At 57.1% G+C, this 22,625-nt stretch carries 21 protein-coding genes and 1 pseudogene; 8 read left to right on the top strand and 14 right to left on the bottom strand.

Features of this window, described 5'->3' with window-relative positions; all coding sequences use genetic code 11:
* Positions 1–14: 14 nt before the first annotated feature.
* Positions 15–612 (bottom strand): annotated as a pseudogene (gene nudK, locus SIK97_RS19970) (GDP-mannose pyrophosphatase NudK).
* 58 nt (positions 613–670) lie between these two features.
* Entirely contained in the window at positions 671–2,635 is a 1,965-nt protein-coding gene (gene aegA / locus SIK97_RS19965) for a formate-dependent uric acid utilization protein AegA (protein ID WP_025106618.1), read from the bottom strand.
* 381 nt (positions 2,636–3,016) lie between these two features.
* Here aegA and acrD point away from each other — a divergent pair, with 381 nt between their 5' ends.
* Entirely contained in the window at positions 3,017–6,130 is a 3,114-nt protein-coding gene (gene acrD, locus SIK97_RS19960; RefSeq protein ID WP_004853071.1) for a multidrug efflux RND transporter permease AcrD, read from the top strand.
* A gap of 137 nt (positions 6,131–6,267) precedes the next feature.
* Here the strand turns inward: acrD and ypfM are convergent, their stop codons facing one another.
* Entirely contained in the window at positions 6,268–6,327 is a 60-nt protein-coding gene (gene ypfM, locus SIK97_RS19955; protein ID WP_100181659.1) for a protein YpfM, read from the bottom strand.
* Between the two features lie 386 nt (positions 6,328–6,713).
* On the opposite strand from ypfM, the gene SIK97_RS19950 reads away from it, so the two are divergent.
* Genes SIK97_RS19950 through SIK97_RS19940 form a run of 3 tightly spaced genes read left to right on the top strand, consistent with a single transcriptional unit; the run spans position 6,714 to position 8,429 of the window.
* A complete protein-coding gene (locus SIK97_RS19950; RefSeq protein ID WP_004853073.1) occupies positions 6,714–7,067 on the top strand; it encodes an ArsC family reductase in 354 nt (117 codons plus the stop codon).
* 3 nt (positions 7,068–7,070) lie between these two features.
* Complete coding sequence (dapE, locus tag SIK97_RS19945) at positions 7,071–8,198, top strand: succinyl-diaminopimelate desuccinylase (protein ID WP_004853076.1); 1,128 nt, start codon at positions 7,071–7,073, stop codon at positions 8,196–8,198.
* A 27-nt stretch (positions 8,199–8,225) separates the two neighbouring features.
* Positions 8,226–8,429 carry a YpfN family protein gene (locus SIK97_RS19940; protein WP_004123464.1) on the top strand — a complete coding sequence of 68 codons (204 nt, stop codon included), beginning with the start codon at positions 8,226–8,228 and terminating at the stop codon, positions 8,427–8,429.
* A 4-nt stretch (positions 8,430–8,433) separates the two neighbouring features.
* Here SIK97_RS19940 and SIK97_RS19935 read toward each other — a convergent pair whose 3' ends face one another.
* From SIK97_RS19935 to dapA, 7 genes are all read right to left on the bottom strand, one after another.
* Entirely contained in the window at positions 8,434–8,652 is a 219-nt protein-coding gene (locus SIK97_RS19935) for a hypothetical protein (protein WP_239692889.1), read from the bottom strand.
* Positions 8,649–9,347, bottom strand: a complete 699-nt coding sequence (ypfH, locus tag SIK97_RS19930) for an esterase (RefSeq protein WP_004853078.1) — start codon at positions 9,345–9,347, stop codon at positions 8,649–8,651. The genes SIK97_RS19935 and ypfH overlap by 4 nt, the downstream gene beginning before the upstream one ends.
* A 77-nt stretch (positions 9,348–9,424) precedes the next feature.
* On the bottom strand, positions 9,425–11,425 hold the full coding sequence (locus SIK97_RS19925) for a tRNA(Met) cytidine acetyltransferase TmcA (protein ID WP_057174119.1): 2,001 nt from the start codon (positions 11,423–11,425) through the stop codon (positions 9,425–9,427).
* Between the two features lie 12 nt (positions 11,426–11,437).
* On the bottom strand, positions 11,438–12,304 hold the full coding sequence (locus SIK97_RS19920; protein ID WP_014839185.1) for a neutral zinc metallopeptidase: 867 nt from the start codon (positions 12,302–12,304) through the stop codon (positions 11,438–11,440).
* Positions 12,305–12,424: 120 nt separating this feature from the next.
* Positions 12,425–13,138, bottom strand: coding sequence for a phosphoribosylaminoimidazolesuccinocarboxamide synthase (gene purC / locus SIK97_RS19915; protein WP_004104417.1), 714 nt, complete (start codon positions 13,136–13,138; stop codon positions 12,425–12,427).
* Between the two features lie 108 nt (positions 13,139–13,246).
* Entirely contained in the window at positions 13,247–14,281 is a 1,035-nt protein-coding gene (bamC, locus tag SIK97_RS19910) for an outer membrane protein assembly factor BamC (protein WP_004853085.1), read from the bottom strand.
* Between the two features lie 16 nt (positions 14,282–14,297).
* The gene (gene dapA, locus SIK97_RS19905; RefSeq protein ID WP_004853086.1) at positions 14,298–15,176 is read right to left on the bottom strand and encodes a 4-hydroxy-tetrahydrodipicolinate synthase; all 879 of its coding nucleotides are present in this window, start codon (positions 15,174–15,176) and stop codon (positions 14,298–14,300) included.
* A 153-nt stretch (positions 15,177–15,329) separates the two neighbouring features.
* Between dapA and SIK97_RS19900 the strand changes: the two genes are divergently transcribed.
* On the top strand, positions 15,330–15,899 hold the full coding sequence (locus SIK97_RS19900) for a glycine cleavage system transcriptional repressor (RefSeq protein WP_004123480.1): 570 nt from the start codon (positions 15,330–15,332) through the stop codon (positions 15,897–15,899).
* Between the two features lie 3 nt (positions 15,900–15,902).
* Positions 15,903–16,373 (top strand): thioredoxin-dependent thiol peroxidase, encoded by a 471-nt coding sequence (gene bcp / locus SIK97_RS19895; protein WP_004104423.1) that lies wholly within the window; start codon positions 15,903–15,905, stop codon positions 16,371–16,373.
* Between the two features lie 78 nt (positions 16,374–16,451).
* Here bcp and SIK97_RS19890 read toward each other — a convergent pair whose 3' ends face one another.
* Positions 16,452–17,519: an AI-2E family transporter gene (locus tag SIK97_RS19890; RefSeq protein ID WP_004123481.1), complete on the bottom strand. Its 1,068-nt coding sequence runs from the start codon at positions 17,517–17,519 to the stop codon at positions 16,452–16,454.
* Between the two features lie 229 nt (positions 17,520–17,748).
* Here SIK97_RS19890 and bepA point away from each other — a divergent pair, with 229 nt between their 5' ends.
* Both bepA and arsC read left to right on the top strand, forming a co-directional pair.
* Positions 17,749–19,212: a beta-barrel assembly-enhancing protease gene (gene bepA, locus SIK97_RS19885; protein WP_004853093.1), complete on the top strand. Its 1,464-nt coding sequence runs from the start codon at positions 17,749–17,751 to the stop codon at positions 19,210–19,212.
* Positions 19,213–19,221: 9 nt separating this feature from the next.
* Complete coding sequence (arsC, locus tag SIK97_RS19880; protein ID WP_004853095.1) at positions 19,222–19,581, top strand: arsenate reductase (glutaredoxin); 360 nt, start codon at positions 19,222–19,224, stop codon at positions 19,579–19,581.
* Between the two features lie 26 nt (positions 19,582–19,607).
* On the opposite strand, the gene SIK97_RS19875 is transcribed toward arsC, so the two are convergent.
* From SIK97_RS19875 to upp, 3 genes are all read right to left on the bottom strand, one after another.
* Complete coding sequence (locus tag SIK97_RS19875) at positions 19,608–20,309, bottom strand: DnaA inactivator Hda (RefSeq protein ID WP_211800913.1); 702 nt, start codon at positions 20,307–20,309, stop codon at positions 19,608–19,610.
* A gap of 95 nt (positions 20,310–20,404) precedes the next feature.
* Complete coding sequence (gene uraA, locus SIK97_RS19870; protein ID WP_004853099.1) at positions 20,405–21,694, bottom strand: uracil permease; 1,290 nt, start codon at positions 21,692–21,694, stop codon at positions 20,405–20,407.
* 95 nt (positions 21,695–21,789) lie between these two features.
* The gene (upp, locus tag SIK97_RS19865; protein WP_004123492.1) at positions 21,790–22,416 is read right to left on the bottom strand and encodes a uracil phosphoribosyltransferase; all 627 of its coding nucleotides are present in this window, start codon (positions 22,414–22,416) and stop codon (positions 21,790–21,792) included.
* Positions 22,417–22,625: the final 209 nt, after the last annotated feature.

The following is a 22,625-nucleotide window of genomic DNA, read 5'->3' as shown; positions in this document are numbered from 1 at the left end:
CGGCGAGGTTTTACTCAATCGGATTTATCAGAGATCCCCGTTCATCAGCCCGGAGGTTTGCAAATATTGCAGCAGGATCACCGCTTTGCCATCGCGGATCTCCCCGTTCGCCATCATCTCCAGCGCGCGATGATAAGGGAGCTCCAGCACCTCAATATCTTCATCATCAACGCCGCCGCCATCGTTGGCCCGCTGAGTATCGTTATATTCGGCAATAAAGAAATAGATAAGCTCGGTGACGCCACCGGGCGACATAAACAGTTCAAACAGTTTGCGCACTTCACCCACTTCGAAACCGGTCTCTTCAATGGCTTCTTTGCGCACGCACTCCTCCGGCTCATCGCTGTCCAACAGCCCGGCGCAGGTTTCAATCAGCATCCCGTCTTCGTTGCCGTTTATCCAGGTCGCGATGCGGAACTGGCGAACCAGCACGACGGTCTGCTTATGGCGGTTATACAGCAAGATGGTAGCGCCGTTGCCGCGATCGTAGACTTCGCGTCTATGGCGAACCACGCTGCCGTCGCTGCGCGTCAGTTCATAGGTCATGTTGCGCAAAAGGAACCAGTTTTCGGAGAGGATTTTATCTTTGATAATGTTGATATTGAGTGACATACGAGCCCCACAGCGTGAAATGACGATTCCATACTACGCTGTGAAGCCCGCTTTGTCGTCAGTGAAGCGGGATCGATTTAACCTCGAGGAAGTCCATTATCCCCTGCGCCGCGTGGCGGCCTTCCGCCATGGCGGTCACCACCAGATCGGCGCCACGCACCGCATCGCCGCCGGCAAACACTTTGCGATGGGTGGTCTGGTAGCGGTAGCGGCTTTCCACATTGGCCTTGATTCGACCCCGGCTGTCGAGCTTAACGCCCACCGATTCCAGCCACGGCATACCGTGCGGATGGAAACCAAAAGCCATGATCACCGCGTCGGCGGGCATGACAAACTCGCTTCCGGGGATTGGCGACGGGCTGCGGCGCCCCTGAGCGTCCGGCGCGCCCAGCCGGGTACGCAGAAAGCGTACGCCGTTGACGTGTCCCTTTTCGTTCAGCTCCAGGGTGACCGGCTGGACGTTAAATTCAAACTGCGCCCCCTCTTCGCGCGCGTTTTTCACCTCTTTCTTCGAACCAGGCATATTGGCTTCATCGCGACGATAGGCGCAGGTAACCTGCTTCGCGCCGTGGCGCAGCGCGGTACGCACGCAGTCCATCGCCGTATCGCCGCCGCCGAGCACCACGACGTTCAGCCCTTCGGTGTTGACGTAAGGCTCTTCAGGCAGCTCAAGCAGCCCCATCACCTGTTTGGTGTTGGCAATCAGGAACGGCAGCGCGTCATATACGCCGGGCGCGTCTTCATTCGGCAGATCCGCTTTCATCGAGCGATAGGTTCCGGCGCCAATAAATACCGCGTCATAGTCATCAAGCAGCGTCGTCAGCGGGATATCTTTGCCTATCTCGCAGTTCAGCTCAAAGCGCACGCCCATCTGGGTAAAGATTTCCCGCCGCCGGGCAAGCAGAGATTTATCCAGCTTAAAGGCCGGAATACCAAAGGTCAGCAGACCGCCAATTTCCGGGTGACGGTCAAAGACCACCGGACTCACGCCGTTACGCACCAGACGGTCGGCGCAGGCGAGCCCGGCAGGACCCGCGCCGATAATCGCCACCCGCTTGCCGCTTTCAACGACCTGAGAAAGATCCGGTCGCCAGCCGTTGGCCAGCGCCTGGTCGGAGATATAGCGTTCAATGTTGCCGATAGTCACCGAACCGTGCTCATCGCGCAGCGTGCAGGCCCCTTCGCACAGGCGATCCTGCGGGCAGACGCGGCCGGTAATTTCCGGCAGGCAGTTGGTCTGGTGAGAAAGCTCCACGGCGGCGGAAATATCCCCCTCTTTCACGCGTTCAATCCACTGCGGAATATGGTTATGCAGCGGACAGGTCCATTCACAAATGCTGTGCTCGCCGCACGTCAGGCAGCGCTCCGCCTCGCGGTTGGCCTGCCCGGCGCTGAACGGCAGATAGATTTCGCTAAAATTGGCCTTACGCGCCTCGGCGGATAGCTTGTCGGGCTCGCCGCGCGGCGGCGTCGCGGCCATCTGCGCGACTTTGCCCGCGGAGCAAGGCGCCATCGCCGCGCCGGGGTGGCCAAGACGCGCCGCGCGCTGACGCCGCTGTTTCGCCAGATTCACCAGCGTGCTGTCCGTTGCCAGTACCAGCGCTTCGGCCGGGCAGTTTTGTACGCAGGCGGGCCCCTCTTCGCGACCGCTGCACAAATCGCATTTATGCGCCGTCGCTTTGACCCTCTCCTCCTGTACCGGCGTCAGGACGATTTGCATCACGCCAAACGGGCAGGCAACCATACAGGATTTACAGCCGATGCATTTCTCCTGATTAACCTGGACGCTGTCGTTAAGCTGGCTGATGGCGCCATTGGGACAACTGCGGGCGCACGGCGCCCCTTCACAATGGTGGCAGGTTACGGCGTTACGTTTTTGCTCGTTTTTGATAACCGTAATGCGCGGCAAAAAACGCTGCGGGGTCAAAACATGCTGCTCATCGTTGTGCGCCATGACGCAGGCAACTTCACAAGCCTTGCATCCGATGCACTTATGACTATCGCTTAAAATAAAGTGGTTCATGACATCCTTCAGTCTTCGTGGTGAATAACCCCTCAATTCGCATGCTTATCTATTACCCGACAAAACGGTGCCGGAACAATGTGCATTTGCACAGGTTGCCGATTTTTTGGTAATAACCCGAGGTGGATCAATTTTTTTGACTTAAATGAAATCACGTTTTATTTAGCTAAGTAATAATGCGCTACGTATGCGCCACCGCAGCGGCGCGCCGAAAGGAAGGAGCAGATAGAGGAAGAAAGAGAGTTCTTTACTCTGCCATAAAAGGCACACGATAAATTACACTATCTCCTTATTTTCTCCACGATTGCCTGAGGGCTTGCCGCTAGAGTGTCACAGGCTGTGCAATAACAAAAAAATGTGCAAAATGAGGTCCTAATTCTGATGGCGAATTTTTTTATCGATCGCCCCATTTTTGCGTGGGTACTGGCAATACTTTTATGCCTGACCGGTACGCTCGCAATTTTGTCGCTTCCCGTTGAGCAATATCCCGACCTTGCCCCGCCTAACGTACGGATCACAGCGAACTATCCGGGCGCTTCGGCACAGACGCTGGAAAATACGGTCACCCAGGTTATCGAGCAAAATATGACCGGCCTCGATAACCTGATGTATATGTCATCCCAAAGCAGCGGCACCGGCCAGGCCACCGTGACGCTGAGCTTTACCGCCGGGACCGATCCGGATGAAGCGGTCCAGCAGGTGCAGAACCAGCTACAGTCGGCGATGCGCAAACTGCCGCAGGCCGTCCAGAACCAGGGCGTAACGGTGCGTAAAACCGGGGATACTAATATCCTGACGATCGCCTTCGTCTCTACCGACGGCAGTATGGATAAACAGGATATCGCCGACTACGTCGCCAGTAATATTCAGGACCCGCTCAGCCGGGTCAACGGCGTCGGAGATATTGACGCCTATGGTTCGCAGTATTCGATGCGCATCTGGCTCGATCCGGCCAAACTCAACAGCTTTCAGATGACGGCGAAAGACGTCACTGATGCCATCTCTTCGCAGAACGCGCAGATCGCCGTCGGCCAGTTGGGCGGCACGCCGTCGGTGGATAAACAGGCGCTCAACGCGACGATTAATTCACAATCGCTGTTACAAACGCCGGAACAGTTCCGTGATATTACCCTGCGGGTTAATCAGGACGGTTCGGAAGTCACCCTTGGCGACGTCGCCACCGTCGAGATGGGGGCGGAAAAATACGATTACCTCAGCCGCTACAACCGCCAGGCGGCGTCCGGGCTGGGGGTTAAGCTGGCCTCTGGCGCAAACGAAATGGCGACCGCTGAACGCGTTATCAGCCGTCTGAACGAGCTGTCGCAATATTTCCCGCACGGCCTGGAATATAAAGTCGCTTACGAAACCACCTCATTCGTTAAAGCGTCGATTACCGACGTTGTGAAAACGCTGCTTGAAGCCATCGCGCTGGTCTTTCTCGTGATGTATCTGTTCCTGCAGAACTTCCGCGCCACGCTGATCCCGACCATCGCCGTTCCGGTGGTGCTGATGGGAACCTTTGCCGTCCTTTACGCCTGCGGCTACAGCATCAACACCTTAACCATGTTCGCGGTGGTGCTGGCGATAGGCCTGCTGGTGGACGATGCCATCGTGGTGGTAGAGAACGTCGAGCGTATCATGAGCGAGGAGGGCCTCTCGCCGCGTGAAGCGACGCGAAAATCAATGGGGCAGATTCAGGGCGCGCTGGTCGGTATCGCCATGGTGCTATCGGCGGTATTTGTGCCGATGGCCTTCTTCGGCGGCACCACCGGCGCGATCTACCGCCAGTTCTCGATTACCATCGTCTCGGCGATGGTGCTGTCGGTGCTGGTGGCGATGATCCTCACCCCGGCGCTGTGCGCCACATTGCTTAAACCCGTTCATAAAGGCGAAACCCACGGGCAGCGGGGCTTTTTTGGCTGGTTTAACCGCACGTTTAACCGTAACGCCAGCCGCTACGAAACCGCGGTCGGCAAAATTCTTCATCGTTCGCTGCGCTGGATAATGATCTACGTCCTGCTGCTGGGCGGGATGGTCTTTCTGTTTCTGCATCTGCCCACGTCATTCCTGCCGCTGGAAGACCGCGGCATGTTTACCACTTCGGTGCAGTTGCCGAGCGGCTCAACCCAACAGCAAACCCTGAAGGTGGTGCAGCAGGCGGAAGACTACTTCCTGAACAATGAGAAGCAAAACGTTGAATCGGTGTTCGCGACCATCGGCTCCGGCCCCGGCGGCAACGGCCAGAACGTGGCGCGTATGTTCGTACGCCTGAAGGACTGGGACGAACGCGATCCCACAACCGGTTCATCTTTTGCCATCATCGAACGCGCAACCAAAGCGTTTAACAAAATTAAAGAAGCGCGCGTCTTTGCCAGCAGTCCGCCGGCCATCAGCGGTCTGGGCAGCTCCGCCGGTTTCGATATGGAGCTGGAGGATCACGCGGGCAACGGACACGAAGCGCTGATGGCCGCCCGCGATACCCTGCTGGAGCTGGCCGGCAAAAATAACCAGCTCACCCGCGTCCGCCACAACGGCCTCGACGATAGTCCGCAGCTTCAGGTGGACATCGATCAGCGTAAAGCGCAGGCGCTGGGCGTCTCTATCGACGATATCAACGACACCCTGCAGACCGCGTGGGGGTCAAGCTACGTCAACGACTTTATGGATCGCGGCCGCGTGAAGAAGGTCTACGTTCAGGCGGCCGCGCCGTATCGCATGCTGCCGGACGATATCAACCTGTGGTACGTGCGCAACAGCAGCGGTACGATGGTGCCCTTCTCCGCCTTCGCGACCTCGCGCTGGGAGACAGGCTCGCCGCGTCTGGAGCGCTACAACGGCTACTCGGCGGTAGAGATCGTCGGAGAAGCCGCGCCGGGCGTCAGTACCGGTACCGCCATGACGATTATGGAAGAGCTGGCCCAGCAGCTGCCGAACGGCTTTGGTCTCGAATGGACGGCGATGTCTTATCAGGAGCGGCTCTCCGGGGCGCAGGCGCCGGCGCTGTACGCCATTTCGCTGCTGGTGGTGTTCCTGTGCCTGGCGGCGCTGTATGAAAGCTGGTCGGTGCCGTTCTCGGTGATGCTGGTGGTGCCGCTGGGGGTTATCGGCGCGCTGCTGGCGACCTGGATGCGCGGCCTGGAAAACGATGTCTATTTCCAGGTGGGCCTGCTGACGGTTATCGGCCTGTCGGCGAAGAACGCCATTCTTATTGTCGAATTTGCCAATGAGCTGAATCAGAAAGGCGAAGATCTGCTTACCGCCACGCTCTCCGCCTGCCGCCAGCGTCTGCGGCCGATCCTGATGACTTCGCTGGCGTTTATCTTCGGCGTACTGCCGATGGCCACCAGCACCGGGGCGGGCTCCGGCAGCCAGCATGCCGTCGGCACCGGGGTGATGGGCGGGATGATTTCCGCCACGGTGCTGGCTATCTTCTTCGTGCCGCTGTTCTTTGTGCTGGTACGCCGCCGCTTCCCGCTCAAGGAACGGCCGCAATAATCGGGACGCGCCCTGACGATATTTTCGCCAGGGCCAAATAACAGAAAAGGCGACCGGACAGGTCGCCTTTTTCATGTGGTCGCTTCAACTGCATTATTATTCTGCCTGTGAAATCGCCATGCTTTTATTGCGGAAAACTATTTACGAAGCATGCCTTCGATAAAGTCTTTCCAGTTCCCCAGTTCGTGTTCAATCATAATAGCCTCTCTTATTATTATGGGTGATTTTATGCAAATTCATTGATGGTTAAAAGCCTGTTTGCGCTATCGTACTGATAACTTTCATTACCCCCTGCGGAACGTTCTCTTTCATTCGTAAGTACTATGAGCCGATTTTGCGCATTTTAATGTGACCAACAGCAACATTTAGCAACATTTGTTCATCAGCCTGAATCACCGGAATCCGCCTCGAGGCCAGGAAACGCCGTCAGGGGGCGTTCAAAAAACAGCCAAAATGTAACGATGAATATATCCCGACGGGAAAAAACGATATTTATTAAAGCATTTCACGTATTATTTATTCAGGGCTTATATATTCGGAACATTCTTAGCCAATCGTTTAATTCAACGGAAAAGGTTTAATCATGCTTACCATGTACGGGATAAAAAACTGCGACACCATAAAAAAGGCTCGCCGCTGGCTGGAGACGCAGCAGATAGAATATCGCTTTCATGATTATCGTGTCGATGGTCTGGATCGCACTTTATTAGATACCTTTATCGCTGAACTCGGCTGGGAAGCCCTGCTTAACACCCGGGGGACGACGTGGCGCAAGCTGGATGAAACGGTCCGCGCCGGTATCAATAACGCCGACGCTGCGGCAAAACTGATGCTGGAAATGCCGGCAATCATTAAACGCCCATTGCTCTGCGCGCCCGGTCAGCCTATGCTGCTGGGTTTCAGTGAATCAAGTTATCAGCAGTTTAACGAGGTGTAGTCTATGTCTTGCCCGGTCATTGAGCTGGCTCAGCAGCTTATTCGCCGCCCTTCCCTCAGCCCCGATGATGCGGGATGCCAGGCGTTAATGATTGAACGCCTGCGTGCGATTGGCTTTACCGTTGAACCGATGGATTTCGGGGATACCCAAAACTTCTGGGCCTGGCGCGGGCGCGGGGAAACGCTGGCGTTTGCCGGCCATACCGATGTCGTCCCGTCGGGGGACGCCGATCGCTGGATTAATCCCCCCTTTGAACCCACCATTCGCGACGGCATGCTGTTTGGCCGCGGCGCCGCGGATATGAAAGGCTCGCTCGCGGCAATGGTCGTCGCCGCCGAACGTTTTGTCGCTCAGTATCCGAATCATAAAGGTCGTCTGGCCTTCCTGATCACTTCTGATGAAGAAGCCAGCGCGAAAAACGGCACCGTTAAGGTTGTTGAAGCGCTGATGGCGCGCAACGAGCGCCTGGATTATTGCCTGGTCGGCGAACCGTCCAGCACTGAAGTCGTCGGCGATGTGGTGAAAAACGGCCGTCGCGGCTCTCTGACCTGCAACCTGACCATTCACGGCGTACAGGGGCACGTGGCCTACCCGCATCTCGCCGATAACCCGGTGCACCGCGCCGCGCCGATGCTGGCGGAGCTGGTAAATATCGAATGGGATAAGGGCAACGAGTTCTTTCCGCCGACCAGTATGCAAATCGCTAACGTGCAGTCCGGCACCGGCAGCAACAACGTAATTCCCGGCGATATGTTCGTCCAGTTCAACTTCCGCTTTAGCACCGAGCTGACCGACGAAATGATTAAAGCGCGCGTCGTGGCGCTGCTGGAGAAGTACGCGCTGCGCTACAGCGTCGACTGGTGGCTCTCAGGCCAGCCGTTCCTGACCAGCCGCGGTAAGCTGGTTGATGCGGTGGTTAACGCCATTGAGCACTATAATGAAATAAAACCGCAGCTGCTGACCAACGGCGGCACCTCCGACGGGCGCTTTATCGCGCGTATGGGCGCGCAGGTGGTTGAACTGGGGCCGGTGAACGCCACCATTCATAAAATAAACGAGTGTGTGAATGCCGCCGACCTCCAGCTGCTGGCGCGGATGTACCAACGTATCATGGAACAGCTGGTCGCCTGACGGCATCAATAGAGAAGAGGTAAGCGCATGGATTGGCTAACGAAATACTGGTGGGTTCTGGTGTTGGTATTTTTGGTGGGCGTGATGATCAACGTGATTAAAGATCTGACCCGCGTTGACCACAAAAAATTTCTCAACAATAAACCGGATCTGCCCCCGCATCGCGACTTCAACGACAAGTGGGACGACGATGACGACTGGCCGAAGAACGACCCGTCGAAGAAGAAGTAACATCTTACTGCGGATTGCCATAAAGCAATCGCCCGGCGAGTTCGACGCGGGTCAAGTAGCCCGGACTGATGCGCAGCATCGCCTCCGGGAAATTATCCCACTCTGCGCTCTTTTCCCGGGGGCGGCGCTTAACGCGCCTTGCCCGGGCTACGGGTTTCCTGCTCGTCTGCAGGTCCGGTAGCCCGGACAGGCGCATCGCGCCGCCTCCGGGTTTATTATTCACAGCAGTTCAATAATATCGCTGTCTTTCGGCGTGCTGCCGCTGAGGGCTTCGTCGAAATAGTGCTTCGGTACGGTAAAGCGCAGATGATCGAGGGCAAACTGCATACTGCGATCGTCAATCGCGTGCCCCAGATCTTCAACAATATCCAGCGTCACGTCACCGCCGGCCTGCTGCAGCGCCTCCTGCCCCGCTACCGCCCACGCCAGATCGATCACCCGATCTTCACCGCCGTGGATCAGGTGAACAGTGGTCGCGGTCGTCGCGGTCTCCGGCAGCGTCGCATAGCGGCCGTTAAAGGCGATCACCCGCGAGGCCAGACCCGGCTCGGCTTTAATGCTCTCCAGCGACATAATCGCCCCCTGTGAGAAGCCGATCAGCGCCGTCGCCTGCGGGCTGACGCCGCTCTGCTGTTGCCAGTAGCGCACCGTTTCAATAAAGGTCGGCATGATGGCATCCACCCGCTGCTGGCGATTTTCTTCGCTAACGCCCTGCACGGAAAACCACTGGCGTCCCGGAGGCGGACCGCACGGCTCAGCGCCGCCGATACTGACAATCAGCGCATCGGGAAACAGCGGCGCAAACCAGCTACCGATTTGCCCCATGGCCACCGGGTTATCGCCGACGCCATGAAACAGCAGCAGCAGTTGCTGTGCAGGTGTCGCGGGGCTCTGAACAATAAAATGATCGTGTTTCATGGCTGTCTCCTTAATGTCTGCAAGGAAGTTTACGCCGCAGGCGAAATATGACCATGCCATTTAACTGAAGGAGTTAGTTAAAAAAATTGCAGCATTTGAACCTGCCGGCGCAGGTCGTTGGCGCGGTTTTCATCCAGGCTGAGCAGCGCCTGCGCCGCCTCTTCGCGCAGCCTGGCCAGCAGCGCTTTCCGTCCGGATAAGCCTAACGTCCGGCAAAGCGCGGCCTCATCCTGCTGCTGCAGGCGGGCCCGCAGCGCCGGAAGCGGCAGCTCCACCAATATAAGCAGGCGATTGAGGCTACCCGCCGAGGTCAGTAGCGGACGATGGGCAAAAGCAAAACCCGCCACCTCCAGCCAGTCTTCTTCAGTAAGAATAGTCGCTTTCAGCGCCGCCAGCGGCACAGGTTCATCTCGCCACTCGCGCAGCCAGAATTCGTCGCGCTGCAGCCGTTGGGCTTCTTCGCGTGCCAGGCGATGGCCCGCTTCGCTGAGAGGATAGAGCGCCATCGCGGTGTAACAGCCGCTGCTGGCCTCCCGATGCGTGCCCAGCCGCACCAGCATAAAACCGCAGCGTTGCCAGAAGCGCCACAGCTCAGGCGTGTAGCCAAAACTCACCGAGAGATAATCCCGGTCCGCAGCCTGCGACGCCGCCCGGACCACCAGCCGCTGCCCCAGCCCTTCGCGCTGGCGAGCCGGATGCACGGCAATACGGCTGATGCGCAGCCCCGCCAACGTAGCCGCCAGTGGGCTACCGCCGTGCGCCGCCAGCGACTGCGCCACCAGATTGCCGCGCGGACGACGATAGCCGGCCCACACCGCCTGGCTAAGCGGCGGCTCAAGACCGCCCTCCTCCACCAGCCATAGCGATCCGGCGATGCGCTCCCCGCCGCGGGCGCAGGCAAAATGCTGCCCCGGCGCATCCATCATGCGCCGGAGGTCCAGCGGCGACGTGCGATAGTGGGCCCCGGAGAGCAGCTGATACATCGCTTCCGGTAACGCAGGCTGTCGCCGCCAGCTCTCCTGGCTGACGCTTTCCAGCGCGATATCGCCGCCTGGCGCGTGCTGAAAGGTCTCGTCGTTGAACAGCAGCAGCCGCGCAATCGCTGCCTCCAGCGGGCAGCCGCTTGCCCAACGGATGGGCGTCGTCAGGCTAAACTGCCGTAAGTGCGCAAAACTGGCGCAAAACTTAAGCAAAAAGCCGCGTCCCGTCCCCTCGTACCCCTGAACGGTAGTGGTCAACAGCGTCCTCGGGAAGCGGGAGACCAGCTGGCGCAGCAGCGGCCCGGGGATGGCCGCGGCCTCATCGACAATCAGCCATCCGGCGGTGCAGCCGGAAGCCAGCAGTGCGTCGGGGGCCATAAAGCGGAAAGCCTCCCCGGCGAATGTCGCCATCACCTCCGCTGCTCCCCGCGCCGGTGCTGTGACGATGGCATCTCCCCCCAGATGGCGAATAAGCATTCCCGCGAGCGCGGACTTGCCTCGCCCGCGCTCGGCGGTTAGCGCCGCAATACCGGGAGGGAACCGGGCCAGTTCGGCAAGCACGGCAGCCTGCTCCGCCTGCGGATGTCCGTCGGCGGGATGCCATGGCGGGCGCACGGGTAACGCGGGCACCGCAAGTTCATTGCCCTGCCGCCAGAGAATGGACGCGTTATCCGCACTAATCTGTTGGCAAAAACGATAAACAAAATTCGGCGTAGGGATGGGGTCGGGAGCGTCGCTCCAGCGCAGAGAATCCGCATCAGGACGGGCCGGCCATTGCGCAAAGTCGGGGGTGAGCAATACCAGCCAGCTTCCGGCGCGCAGCGTACCGGCTAATGCGGCAAAGGCCGCCACATCAAAACCCTCGCGGGCATCGAAAAAGGCGTGCTGGAATTCGCGGCCCAGCAGCGATTTCAGGGCAGCAGACGAGACGTACGGCTCGGGCATCGGACGCGGGCCGACCCACAGCCCGTCGCCCGCCAGCGCGGTACGTACTCTTTGCGCCTGACGCAGAGTCCAGGCATCGTCGCCGCTGAGGACCAGCAGACGACGAACGCCTTCGCGCGCCATCTGCGCCGTCAGGTGACGCAGTTCATCCATGACAACAGAGCATTACAGCGCGTTGCCGAAGGTATTGCACTGCGCCGGGTCGCCGCTATCGAAACCGCGTTTAAACCAGGTATAGCGCTGCTGCGACGTTCCGTGGGTAAAGCTGTCCGGCACGACGCGCCCCTGGCTCTGCTGCTGCAGGCGATCGTCGCCAATCGCCTCTGCGGCATTCAGCGCTTCCTGCAGATCGCCGGTCTCCATGTAGTCTTGCTTCTGCATGTTGTAGCCCCAGACGCCGGCAAAGCAGTCCGCCTGTAGCTCCATTTTTACCGACAGACGGTTCGCTTCCGCCTGCGAAGCGTTTTGCTGCAGCTGGCGCACTTTCGATTCAATACCCAACAGCTTTTGTACGTGATGGCCAACCTCGTGGGCGATAACGTAACCCTGCGCGAAATCGCCGCCGGCGCCAAGCTTGTTTCTCATCTCATCGTAGAATGACAGGTCGATATACACCGTGCTGTCCGCAGGGCAGTAAAAAGGCCCCATGACCGATTGACCGGTGCCGCAGGCGGTCCGCGTCGCGCCGCGGTACATCACCAGTTTGGGCTGCGGGTACTGACGGCCCATATCTTTAAAAATAGCGCCCCAGGTATCTTCCGTGTCCGCCAGAATCACCTTCGTGAATTTCGCGGCCTCTTCATCCTGCGGGCTAATGGAGCGTTGGGTGGTTTGCTGTTGAGATACCGGCTCGCCGGTCAGCATGCCGGTTAAATCCACGCCGTAATAGCCCGCCACCAGAACAATAATCAGCAGTACAATGCCGCCTTTACCGCTGGGGAGACGAAAACCGCCTCCGCCGCCCATCGGTGAACCAGATTGACCACGACGATCTTCCACATTGTCGCTCTCGCGACGTCCTTGCCAGCGCATAAGCACCTCAATTCATCATATTAACCAATGAATAAGATCGTAGGCGGTTCAGCGGAGGATTACCACAGGAAACAGCAAGAAGAGCGCCAGAAGAAGAAAACTTCTTCTGGCGTCGGGGGATTAGTCGAGCTTCACGCCCAGGCGATGAGCGACTTCTTCGTAGGCTTCAATCAGGCCGCCAAGGCTCTGACGGAAGCGGTCTTTGTCCATTTTATCCATGGTTTTTTTATCCCACAGACGGCTGCCGTCCGGAGAGAATTCATCCCCCAGCACCACTTCGCCTTTGAACAGACCGAACTCCAGCTTGAAGTCCACCAGGATCAGGCCCGCATCGTCAAACAGCTTTTTCAGCACATCGTTAGCTTTGTAGGTCAGCTCCTGCATACGCGCCAGGTTCTCTTTGCTCACCCAGCCAAAGGTTTCACAGTAGGATTCGTTGACCATCGGGTCGTGCATGGCGTCGTTCTTCAGGAACAGGTCGAACAGCGGCGGGTTGAGCTCGATGCCCTCTTCAATCCCTAAGCGTTTCACCAGCGAACCGGCAGCGCGGTTACGCACCACGCACTCCACCGGCACCATATCCAGCTTTTTAACCAGACACTCGGTATCGGACAACAGCGCTTCCATCTGGGTCGGGATACCCGCTTCCGCCAGCTTGCTCATAATGAAATGGTTGAACTTGTTGTTCACCATGCCTTTACGATCGAACTGCTCAATGCGAGCGCCGTCCCCTGCTGACGTATCGTTACGGAATTCGAGTATCAACAGATCCGGGTTTTCGGTGCTGTATACCGTCTTCGCTTTACCACGATACAACTCAGCTTGCTTTTGCATCTTTGTCACTCCAGTGATGATTAACGATAAAAATTTGTGCTTTTCTGCCGACGCACACGTTTGCGTCACTATACATTAAAAAGGGCCGGATTGCTCCAGCCCTGTTAATTACTTACTTAATGCAGCCTGGAATACGGCGACCAGGGCATCATTTTGCGACTGCGTCAGCGTATGGCCTTTCGGGTCGATGAACTGCAGACTGCTGCGGTTATCGAGGTCCCCGACCTGCAGTTTATAATCGCCGGAAACTAGCTGCGGGTCGCGGGCGCCCAGATCGGTCCAGCCGCTATCGGAAAGCGGTTTGTAGGTGACGGAGAAGCTGCCCTGAGAACGAGAGCTATCGGTGACCTTCATGCCCACTTTTTCCAGCGCGCCCGGCAGGCGTTGCCACACCAGGTTAAACGGCGCGCGAACGATCAGCATCGGCAGGCCGGTATCATCAGCGCCGCTCTGCACGTCGAAGGTCGCCCCGGCGTTTTTCTGCGCGGCGTTCTGCGCGCTGGTGGCGTTCAGATCCAGACCTTCGGAGATGACGTTCAGCATGGCGGTACTGTAGCGCTGCAGCGAAGCCGGATCGGCAACAGGTTTACCCGCCTGCTCCAGATTCACCAGCTTCACGATCACCGCCTGCTGATAGCCCTGCTGCTTAACTGAGATTTGATAGCGACCACGATACTGCTGGTCTTCATCGAGGCGATTCCATTCGACCCAGTCGGTATTCAGCGTCTGGCTGGCATCGTCGCGTTTCGCGATAGTGTAGTTTTTCGACTGCACGATGCTTGCCACCTGCGCCCACAGCGAACCACTGCGTCCGTTTTCCACCATCAGCGTCGCGGTATCACCGTTAAACTGCGTACGCGCGCCGCTGACCAGCGCCAGTGGCTGGGCCGGCGGACGAATGTCCAGGGCTTTGCCAGTGTTACCGGTGCTGGTCGCAACCGGAATATTATAATCACCCACCTGAATCGGCAGGATCATCCCTGCTGGCGCGTGAAGTTCACTAAGCGGCGTAGCCTGCAAATAGGCCTCGTCGCCGCTCACCTGACGCTTGTAGCGCGAGTCAGAACTACAGGCCGCGAGGAGTAGAACCAGCGAAACACCCGCAACCTTCGCCAGGCGCGACTTCTGTACTGAGTAAGCCATCAAATCTCCCTAAACTTTACAGCAAACCGGCATGCTTCAGCGCTGCGGTCACAACCTTAATACCGTTTTCGGTAATCGGGGTCATCGGCAGGCGTAGCGTATCGGTCGCCACAAGACCCAACGCCTTACAGGCCCATTTGACCGGAATAGGGTTGGGTTCGACAAATAATTTGGTATGCAATGGCATCAGACGCTGGTTAATCGCACGAGCTTCGGCAAATTGACCTGCTAGCGCCAGTCGGCACATCTCGGCCATTTCGCGCGCCGCAACGTTTGTCGTTACGGAAATCACGCCATGACCGCCAAGCTGCATAAAGTCCATTCCGGTCGCGTCATCGCCGCTCAGCAGAATAAAGTCATCTGAAACCAGCTCTTTGATCTGATGAACGCGGCTTAAGTTCCCCGTCGCTTCCTTAATACCGATAATATTTTTAATTTCCGCCAGACGACCAACGGTTTCAGGCAGCATATCGCAACCGGTACGGGACGGCACATTATACAGGATTTGCGGCAGGTCAGTATGTTCTGCGATAGCTTTAAAGTGTTGGAACAGCCCTTCCTGGGTCGGACGGTTGTAATACGGCGTTACCGTCAGGCAGCCAACCACGCCGCTATCGTTAAATCGCTTGGTCAGGCTAATCGCCTCTGCGGTTGCATTTGCACCGGTACCGGCAATGACCGGGATACGCCCGTCGGCCAGCTCCAGCGTCTGCATCACCACATCACCATGCTCTTCATGGCTCAATGTTGCGGACTCTCCGGTAGTCCCTACCGAAACGATCGCCGAGGTTCCGCTGGCGACATGATAATCAATCAGTTTTTTCAGGCTTGACCGGCAGACGTTGCCGTTTTCATCCATTGGCGTGACAAGCGCTACAATACTTCCCGTAAACATGGGCCATCCTCAGAGCATAAGTGGGACAAGATTCTCAATGTTACGTTTGGAGTCGTAATAAAAGCAAGAGACCCGATGCCATCAGGGATGTTGTATGCCGGTTTTTTTTATGCTTTCCTAACGTTACCTCACCTTTTTAAAGGAAGAACAGGTTTGACAGCCTCATTACAACACTATCTGGTTATTACCGCGTTGGGTGCTGACCGCCCAGGCATCGTGAATACGATCACTCGTCACGTCAGCAGCTGCGGCTGTAATATTGAAGACAGTCGGCTGGCCATGCTTGGCGATGAGTTTACGTTTATCATGCTGCTTTCCGGCTCGTGGAATGCAATTAACCTGATTGAATCCACTCTGCCGCTGAAAGGCGCCGAGCTGGATCTGCTTATCGTGATGAAGCGTACAACCGCGAGACCGCCTCAGGCGATGCAGAACACCGTCTGGGTTCAGGTTGAGGTGCCGGATTCGCCGCATATCATTGAGCGATTTACGGCGCTGTGCGATACGTGGAAAATGAACATTGCCGAGCTGGTTTCCCGCACTCAGCCCGGAGCGAACGACGAGTCAGCACAGCTTTTTATTCAAATCACCGCCCACAGCCCGACTACGCAAAATGCATCAAATATCGAACAAGCGTTCAAAGCCCTATGTACAGAACTGAATGCACAAGGCAGTATTAACATTGTTAATTATTCACAGCATGATGAACAGGATGGAGTTTGAGTGATGAACCCACTGAAAGCCGGTGATATTGCACCGAAATTTAGCTTACCGGACCAGGACGGCGAGGAAGTAAATTTGACCGACTTCCAGGGACAGCGTGTTCTGGTTTATTTTTATCCGAAAGCCATGACCCCGGGCTGCACCGTACAGGCGTGCGGTTTACGCGATAATATGGACGACCTGAAAAAAGCAGGCGTTGAAGTACTGGGTATCAGTACGGATAAACCAGAAAAACTCTCCCGTTTCGCCGAAAAAGAGCTGCTGAACTTCACTCTGCTGTCTGATGAAGATCATCAGGTATGCGAGCAGTTTGGTATCTGGGGTGAAAAAACCTTTATGGGGAAAACCTACGACGGTATCCATCGTATTAGCTTCCTCATCGACGCCAACGGCAAAATCGAACATGTGTTTGATGATTTCAAAACCAGCAATCACCACGACGTGGTGCTGAACTGGCTGAAAGAAAACGCCTGACGCTAAGATAAACGCAAGACGCCGGGTCGTTCTCAACCACCCGGCGTCTTTTTTTAGGGTATTCCTTGCGGCTTCGCGCTAATGCTCGTCTTCCACTATCAGGCCATCCGGCCAGGCGTGCACCACCGCTTTGATGAGCGTCGCCAGCGGGATAGCGAAGAACACGCCCCAGAATCCCCACAGACCGCCAAAAATCACCACCGACAGAATAATCACCAGCGGATGCAGGTTAACGGCTTCCGAGAAGAGTACCGGCACCAGCAGGTTGCCATCCAGCGCCTGAATAATCAGGTACACCGCAAACAGGCTCCAGAACTCGGTTCCCGCGCCAAACTGGAACAGCGCCACGCCCACCACCGGAATAGTGACCACAAACGCGCCGATATAGGGGATTAATACCGAGAACCCCACCAGCACCGCCAGCAGCAGCGAATAGTTGAGGCCAAAAAGGATAAAGCCAATCCACGTCGCCACGCCGACGACGATCATCTCCAGCACCTTACCGCGAATATAGTTGGTAATTTGCTGGTTCATCTCTTTCCATACCTGCCCGGCCAGGCCGCGGTTGCGCGGCAGCACCCGGCGTACGGCGTTAAGCATCTGCTCTTTATCTTTCAGCAGAAAGAAAACCATCAGCGGCACCAGCACCAGATAGACCGCCAGGGTCAGCAGCCCGACCAGGGAGGCCAGCGAATATTTCACCACCGAGTCGCCGACGGTTAACATGCGGCTGCGCATATTCTCCGCCATCGCGTCGATAATGCCGGCATCCATGAGGGCCGGATAACGGCGCGGCACCGTGGCGGCGAAATCGGAAAGTTTATTCAGCATCCCGGGCATATCGCGAATCAGATAAATGCCCTGCTGCCAGGCAACCGGCATCACCACAAACGCCATCAGCAGCAGAATGCCGACGAACAGAATCAGAACGACCGAGGTGGCCCAGGTACGTGAAAACCCGATACGCTCCAGTCTGACGGTGGGCCACTCCAGCAGATAGGCCAGAACAATCGACACTAACAAAGGCGCCAGCAGGCCGCTGAAGAAAAACATAATGCCGAACCCAGCCAGCAAAATGACCAGCAGCGCTATCGCCTCCGGGTCGCTGAACCGACGACGGTACCACTGCATTAACATCTGGAGCATAAAACCCTTCCCTGAAGAGCGGAGCTGTAACAATCTCAGGAATTGTATCGAAATGTCACAAAAAAGACTTCGCTTTTTATGGGTAAAACCACAAACATTACTGGCCGGATGAATATCATATTTGCAACGCCGCGAACGACGGCTAAACTCGCTGGACCTGCTTGCGGTCAGGGAACATTACGCCGCACAATCGGTCAAACTGGCACACCTACATTACAGGACAGAGGTTATGTTCAGGCAGTTGAAGAAAACGCTGGTGGCGACCGTCATAGCGTCGCTGACGCTGGGTTCAATATTACCTGCTTTTGCCGATACCGCAGACACTCTGCCGGACATGGGCACCTCCGCAGGAAGCACGCTCTCCATCGGCCAGGAAATGCAGATGGGAGATTACTACGTGCGCCAGCTGCGCGGCAGCGCGCCGTTAATCAACGATCCGCTGCTGGTGCAGTATATTAACGGTTTAGGCATGCGCCTGGTGTCGCACGCCAATTCCGTTCGCACCCCGTTCCACTTTTATCTGATTAATAACGATCAAATAAACGCCTTTGCTTTCTTCGGCGGTAACGTCGTACTGCACTCGGCACTGTTCCGCTATTCAGATAACGAAAGCGAGCTGGCGTCAGTAATGGCGCACGAAATTTCTCACGTCACCCAGCGCCATCTCGCCCGCGCGATGGAAGACCAAAAGCGTAACGCTCCGCTGACCTGGGTCGGCGCGCTGGGGTCAATTCTGCTGGCGATGGCCAGCCCGCAGGCCGGGATGGCCGCGCTGACCGGCACCCTGGCGGGCAGCCAGCAGGGGCTGATCAGCTTTACCCGTCAAAACGAAGAAGAGGCCGACCGCATTGGCATTCAGGTCCTTCAGCGCTCCGGGTTCGACCCGCAGGCGATGCCGGCGTTTATGGGTAAGCTGCTCGACGAGTCGCGCTACTCCACCCGGCCGCCGGAAATGCTGCTGACCCACCCCTTACCGGAAAGCCGTCTCGCCGACGCCCGCAACCGTGCGAACCAGATGCGCCCGGTTGTCGTGCAGTCCTCCGCTGACTTCTACCTGGCGAAGGCCAGAACGCTGGGCATGTACACCTCCGGCGACAATAAGCTGGGCAACGACCTGCTGAGCAGCTGGGAAAAAGGCAATATTCGCGAGCAGCACGCCGCCCAGTACGGCCGCGCGCTGCTGGCCATGGGCAATAACAATTACGATCTGGCGCGCAAAACGCTGCAGCCGCTGCTTAGCGCCGAACCGCAGAACGCCTGGTACCTTGACCTGGCGACCGATATCGATCTCGGGCAAAAGAGAGCCACAGACGCGATTAATCGCCTGAAGGGCGCCCGCGAGCTGCGTACTAATCCGGTGCTGCAGCTCAACCTCGCCAACGCACTGCTGGAAGGCGGGCAGCCGGGGGAAGCGGCGACGATCCTTAACCGCTATACCTTCAATAATAAAGATGACGTCAATGGTTGGGATTTGCTGGCGCAAGCGGAAGCAAAACTGGGAAATCGCGATCAGGAGCTGGCAGCCCGAGCGGAAGGCATGGCGCTGGTTGGCCGACTCGATCAGGCCATTACCCTGCTCAGCAGCGCCAGCTCACAGGTAAAATTAGGCAGCCTGCAGCAGGCCCGCTACGATGCGCGTATCGATCAGCTGCGTCAGCTGCAGGAACGCTTCAAACCGTACCAGAAAATGTAAGGAGACCTCATGTCCGATACGGTCAAAATCTATCACAACCCGCGCTGCTCCAAGAGTCGCGACACGCTGAGCCTGCTGAAGGCTAACGGCATCGATCCCGAAGTGGTGCTCTATCTGGAGACGCCGCCGGATGCCGCCACGCTGCGCCAGCTGCTGAAGATGCTGGGGATGGCCAGCGCGCGCGACTTAATGCGCCAGAAAGAAGATCTCTATAAATCCCTCGATCTCGCTAACCCGCAGCTGAGCGAAGATGCGCTGATCCAGGCGATGGTTGATAATCCAAAGCTGATTGAACGGCCTATCGTCGTTAGCCACGGTGAGGCCCGTATCGGTCGCCCGCCGGAGCAGGTTCTGGAAATCGTTAACTAAGTTGTTGATCCTCAGGCCGCGGCCCGCTAAAGCTTGAGGATCTCTTTCACGAAAGGAATGGTCAGCTTGCGCTGGGCGGTAATGGAAGCGCGATCGAGCTGATCGAGCGTCATAAACAGCGAACGCATTTCGCGATCCAGCCGCTTAAGCAGGAACCGACAGACGTCTTCCGGCATTTCGAAACCGCGCAGTCTGGCGCGAAGCTGAAGCGCCTGGAGTTTGTCTTCATCCGACAGCGGCTGCAGCTTGTAGATTTGCCCCCAGTCAAGACGCGAAGCCAGATCCGGCAGGCCAAGCTTGAGCTGGCGCGGCGGTCGGTCGCCGGTAATCAACAGTCGGGTTTTACCGGACTCGAGAATGCGGTTGTAGAGGTCGAAAATCGCCATTTCCCACAGTTCATCGCCCGCTACGCACTCAATATTATCGATACAAACCAGCGACAGGTGCTCCATCCCGTCCAGCACTTCAGGAACAAACCACGTCCGTTTATCCAGAGGTACGTAGCCCACCGCATCGCCGCGCTGGGAGAGCTCCGCGCAGGCCGCGTGCAGGAGATGGCTGCGCCCCGCCCCTTCGCGTGACCAGATGTAGATGTATCCGCTATGTTCCTGCCGCAGCACGTTCTGAAGGGCGGCAAGAAGAGAAGGGTTATCGCCCGGCCAGAAACTCGCGAAAGTTTCATCATCGGGAAGATACAGTGGCAAAGAGAGCTGTGCCGGTGCGTTCAGATGGACCTCAACATAGGCTTGCAGAAAAACGCGGAGAGTTTAGCACAGAAATACGCAAGGAGAGAACCGGGCAGGATCGCCGCCCGGTATAAGGATCAATGTTTTGCTTCTTCGCTATCCGCAGCGTCGAGAACCACCTCTTCCGGACGCAGCACGCTAATCAGTTTGAAGATCAGGCTCAGCCCGACGCCAACGATGGTCGCCAGCGCCATGCCTTTCAGCTCGGCGGCGCCGATATGCACTTTTGCCCCGCTGACGCCGATGATCAGGATAACGGAGGTCAGAATCAGGTTCTGCGCCTTGTTGTAATCAACTTTAGATTCGATCAGCACGCGGATACCCGAAGCGCCGATAACCCCGTACAGCAGCAGCGAGACGCCGCCCATTACCGGCAGCGGGATAATCTGGATCGCCGCCGCCAGCTTGCCGACGCAGGAGAGCAGAATCGCGATGATCGCCGCGCCGCCGATAACCCAGGTGCTGTAGACGCGGGTGATCGCCATCACGCCAATGTTCTCGCCGTAGGTGGTGTTTGGCGTGGAGCCAAAGAAGCCGGAGATCACCGTAGACAGGCCGTTGGCAAACATTGAACGATGCAGGCCCGGATCGCGGATCAGATCTTTTTTGACGATATTGGCCGTGACTACCAGATGTCCAACGTGCTCGGCGATCACCACCAGCGCGGCGGGGAGAATGGTGAAAATCGCAAACCATTCAAAGCGCGGGGTGTAGAAGGTCGGCAGCGCGAACCAGTGGGCCTCGGCGATGGGCGTGGTATCGACGACGCCCATCACGAAGGAGAGCGCGTAGCCGACCAGGACGCCGATTAAAATCGGGATAATCGCCAGGAAACCGCGGAACAGCACCGAACCGAAAACCGTCACCGCCAGCGTCACCATCGAAATAATAATGGTTTTGCTGTCCGGCGATTGCCCGTCAGCGGGCAGCAGACCGGCCATATTCGCCGCCACGCCCGCCAGCTCCAGGCCGATAACCGCGACAATCGCGCCCATCGCCGCCGGTGGGAACATCACGTCCAGCCAGCCGGTTCCGGCTTTTTTGACAATAAAGGAGACGATGCAAAACAGCACGCCGCACATGATAAAGCCGCCGAGAGCGACTTCGTAGCCCAGCGGCAGCAGAAGCAGCACCGGGGAGATAAACGCAAAGCTCGATCCGAGATAAGCCGGAATTTTGCCTTTGCAGATGAAAAGATATAACAGCGTTCCGATGCCGTTAAACAGCAGTACCGTGGCCGGGTTGATATGGAACAGAACGGGCACCAGTACCGTTGCGCCAAACATGGCGAACAGATGTTGCAAACTAAGCGGGATTGTCTGTAAAAGCGGCGGTCTTTCACTCACCCCGATAGCACGGCGCGTCATGGCATTTTCCTCTGAGAGTCGTTTGTTGATTGCTGTTGGTGTGTTTTATTCAAAAAAAAGCCGACTCTCAAAGTCGGCTTTTTCTACTTCATCATTTATTTCGTACCAAAAATCTTATCGCCGGCGTCGCCGAGCCCCGGAATAATGTATCCGTGCTCGTTCAGGCCCTGGTCGATGGACGCGGTGTACAGCTCAACGTCCGGATGCGCTTTCTCCAGCGCGGCGATGCCTTCCGGCGCCGCCACCAGAACCAGCACCTTAATGCTGGAGCAGCCCGCTTTTTTCAGCAGGTCGATGGTGGCGATCATGGAGCCGCCGGTCGCCAGCATCGGGTCAACCACCAGCGCCATGCGTTCGTCGATGTTGGATACCAGCTTCTGGAAGTAAGGCACCGGCTCAAGGGTCTCTTCGTTACGATAGATGCCCACCACGCTGATGCGCGCGCTCGGCACGTGCTCAAGCACGCCTTCCATCATCCCCAGACCCGCGCGCAGAATCGGCACTACGGTAATTTTCTTGCCTTTGATCTGCTCAATTTCTACCGGGCCGTTCCAGCCTTCGATGGTGACTTTTTCGGTCGCCAGATCGGAAGTTGCTTCATAAGTCAGTAAGCTGCCAACTTCTGAGGCGAGTTCACGGAAGCGTTTGGTGCTGATGTCGTGCTCACGCATCAGGCCCAGCTTGTGTTTGACGAGTGGGTGTTTCACTTCCACGATCTTCATTCTCTTTCTCCTCTGAGGGGCAGCCACAAAAAAAATCGCCGGATTATACCGCCTTTTTCCTTTTACGCCATAGCCGATATGTTTGACCGGGATCAACCAAAATGCTTTACGCTGCCTGTGCCAGTATAAGACAAAATAAAAAAACCCCGCGAAGGCGCTGAGGAATCCCCAGTAATGGGCGGGTGAAAAAAGACAGGCATAGAGTTTTG

It is taken from the genome of Klebsiella sp. JN_Kp126 (assembly GCF_033843325.1).
In the GTDB taxonomy this organism is placed as follows: domain Bacteria; phylum Pseudomonadota; class Gammaproteobacteria; order Enterobacterales; family Enterobacteriaceae; genus Klebsiella; species Klebsiella michiganensis.
This window is presented reverse-complemented; position numbering and strand designations above follow the sequence as displayed.

Excerpts from the sequence above, each read along its gene's own strand:
- aegA (WP_025106618.1), bottom strand. The coding sequence starts at position 2,635 with ATGAACCACTTTATTTTAAGCGATAGTCATAAGTGCATCGGATGCAAG.
- acrD (WP_004853071.1), top strand. The coding sequence starts at position 3,017 with ATGGCGAATTTTTTTATCGATCGCCCCATTTTTGCGTGGGTACTGGCA.
- SIK97_RS19950 (WP_004853073.1), top strand. The coding sequence starts at position 6,714 with ATGCTTACCATGTACGGGATAAAAAACTGCGACACCATAAAAAAGGCT.
- dapE (WP_004853076.1), top strand. The coding sequence starts at position 7,071 with ATGTCTTGCCCGGTCATTGAGCTGGCTCAGCAGCTTATTCGCCGCCCT.
- SIK97_RS19940 (WP_004123464.1), top strand. The coding sequence starts at position 8,226 with ATGGATTGGCTAACGAAATACTGGTGGGTTCTGGTGTTGGTATTTTTG.
- ypfH (WP_004853078.1), bottom strand. The coding sequence starts at position 9,347 with ATGAAACACGATCATTTTATTGTTCAGAGCCCCGCGACACCTGCACAG.
- SIK97_RS19925 (WP_057174119.1), bottom strand. The coding sequence starts at position 11,425 with ATGGATGAACTGCGTCACCTGACGGCGCAGATGGCGCGCGAAGGCGTT.
- SIK97_RS19920 (WP_014839185.1), bottom strand. The coding sequence starts at position 12,304 with ATGCGCTGGCAAGGACGTCGCGAGAGCGACAATGTGGAAGATCGTCGT.
- purC (WP_004104417.1), bottom strand. The coding sequence starts at position 13,138 with ATGCAAAAGCAAGCTGAGTTGTATCGTGGTAAAGCGAAGACGGTATAC.
- bamC (WP_004853085.1), bottom strand. The coding sequence starts at position 14,281 with ATGGCTTACTCAGTACAGAAGTCGCGCCTGGCGAAGGTTGCGGGTGTT.
- dapA (WP_004853086.1), bottom strand. The coding sequence starts at position 15,176 with ATGTTTACGGGAAGTATTGTAGCGCTTGTCACGCCAATGGATGAAAAC.
- bcp (WP_004104423.1), top strand. The coding sequence starts at position 15,903 with ATGAACCCACTGAAAGCCGGTGATATTGCACCGAAATTTAGCTTACCG.
- SIK97_RS19890 (WP_004123481.1), bottom strand. The coding sequence starts at position 17,519 with ATGCTCCAGATGTTAATGCAGTGGTACCGTCGTCGGTTCAGCGACCCG.
- bepA (WP_004853093.1), top strand. The coding sequence starts at position 17,749 with ATGTTCAGGCAGTTGAAGAAAACGCTGGTGGCGACCGTCATAGCGTCG.
- arsC (WP_004853095.1), top strand. The coding sequence starts at position 19,222 with ATGTCCGATACGGTCAAAATCTATCACAACCCGCGCTGCTCCAAGAGT.
- uraA (WP_004853099.1), bottom strand. The coding sequence starts at position 21,694 with ATGACGCGCCGTGCTATCGGGGTGAGTGAAAGACCGCCGCTTTTACAG.
- upp (WP_004123492.1), bottom strand. The coding sequence starts at position 22,416 with ATGAAGATCGTGGAAGTGAAACACCCACTCGTCAAACACAAGCTGGGC.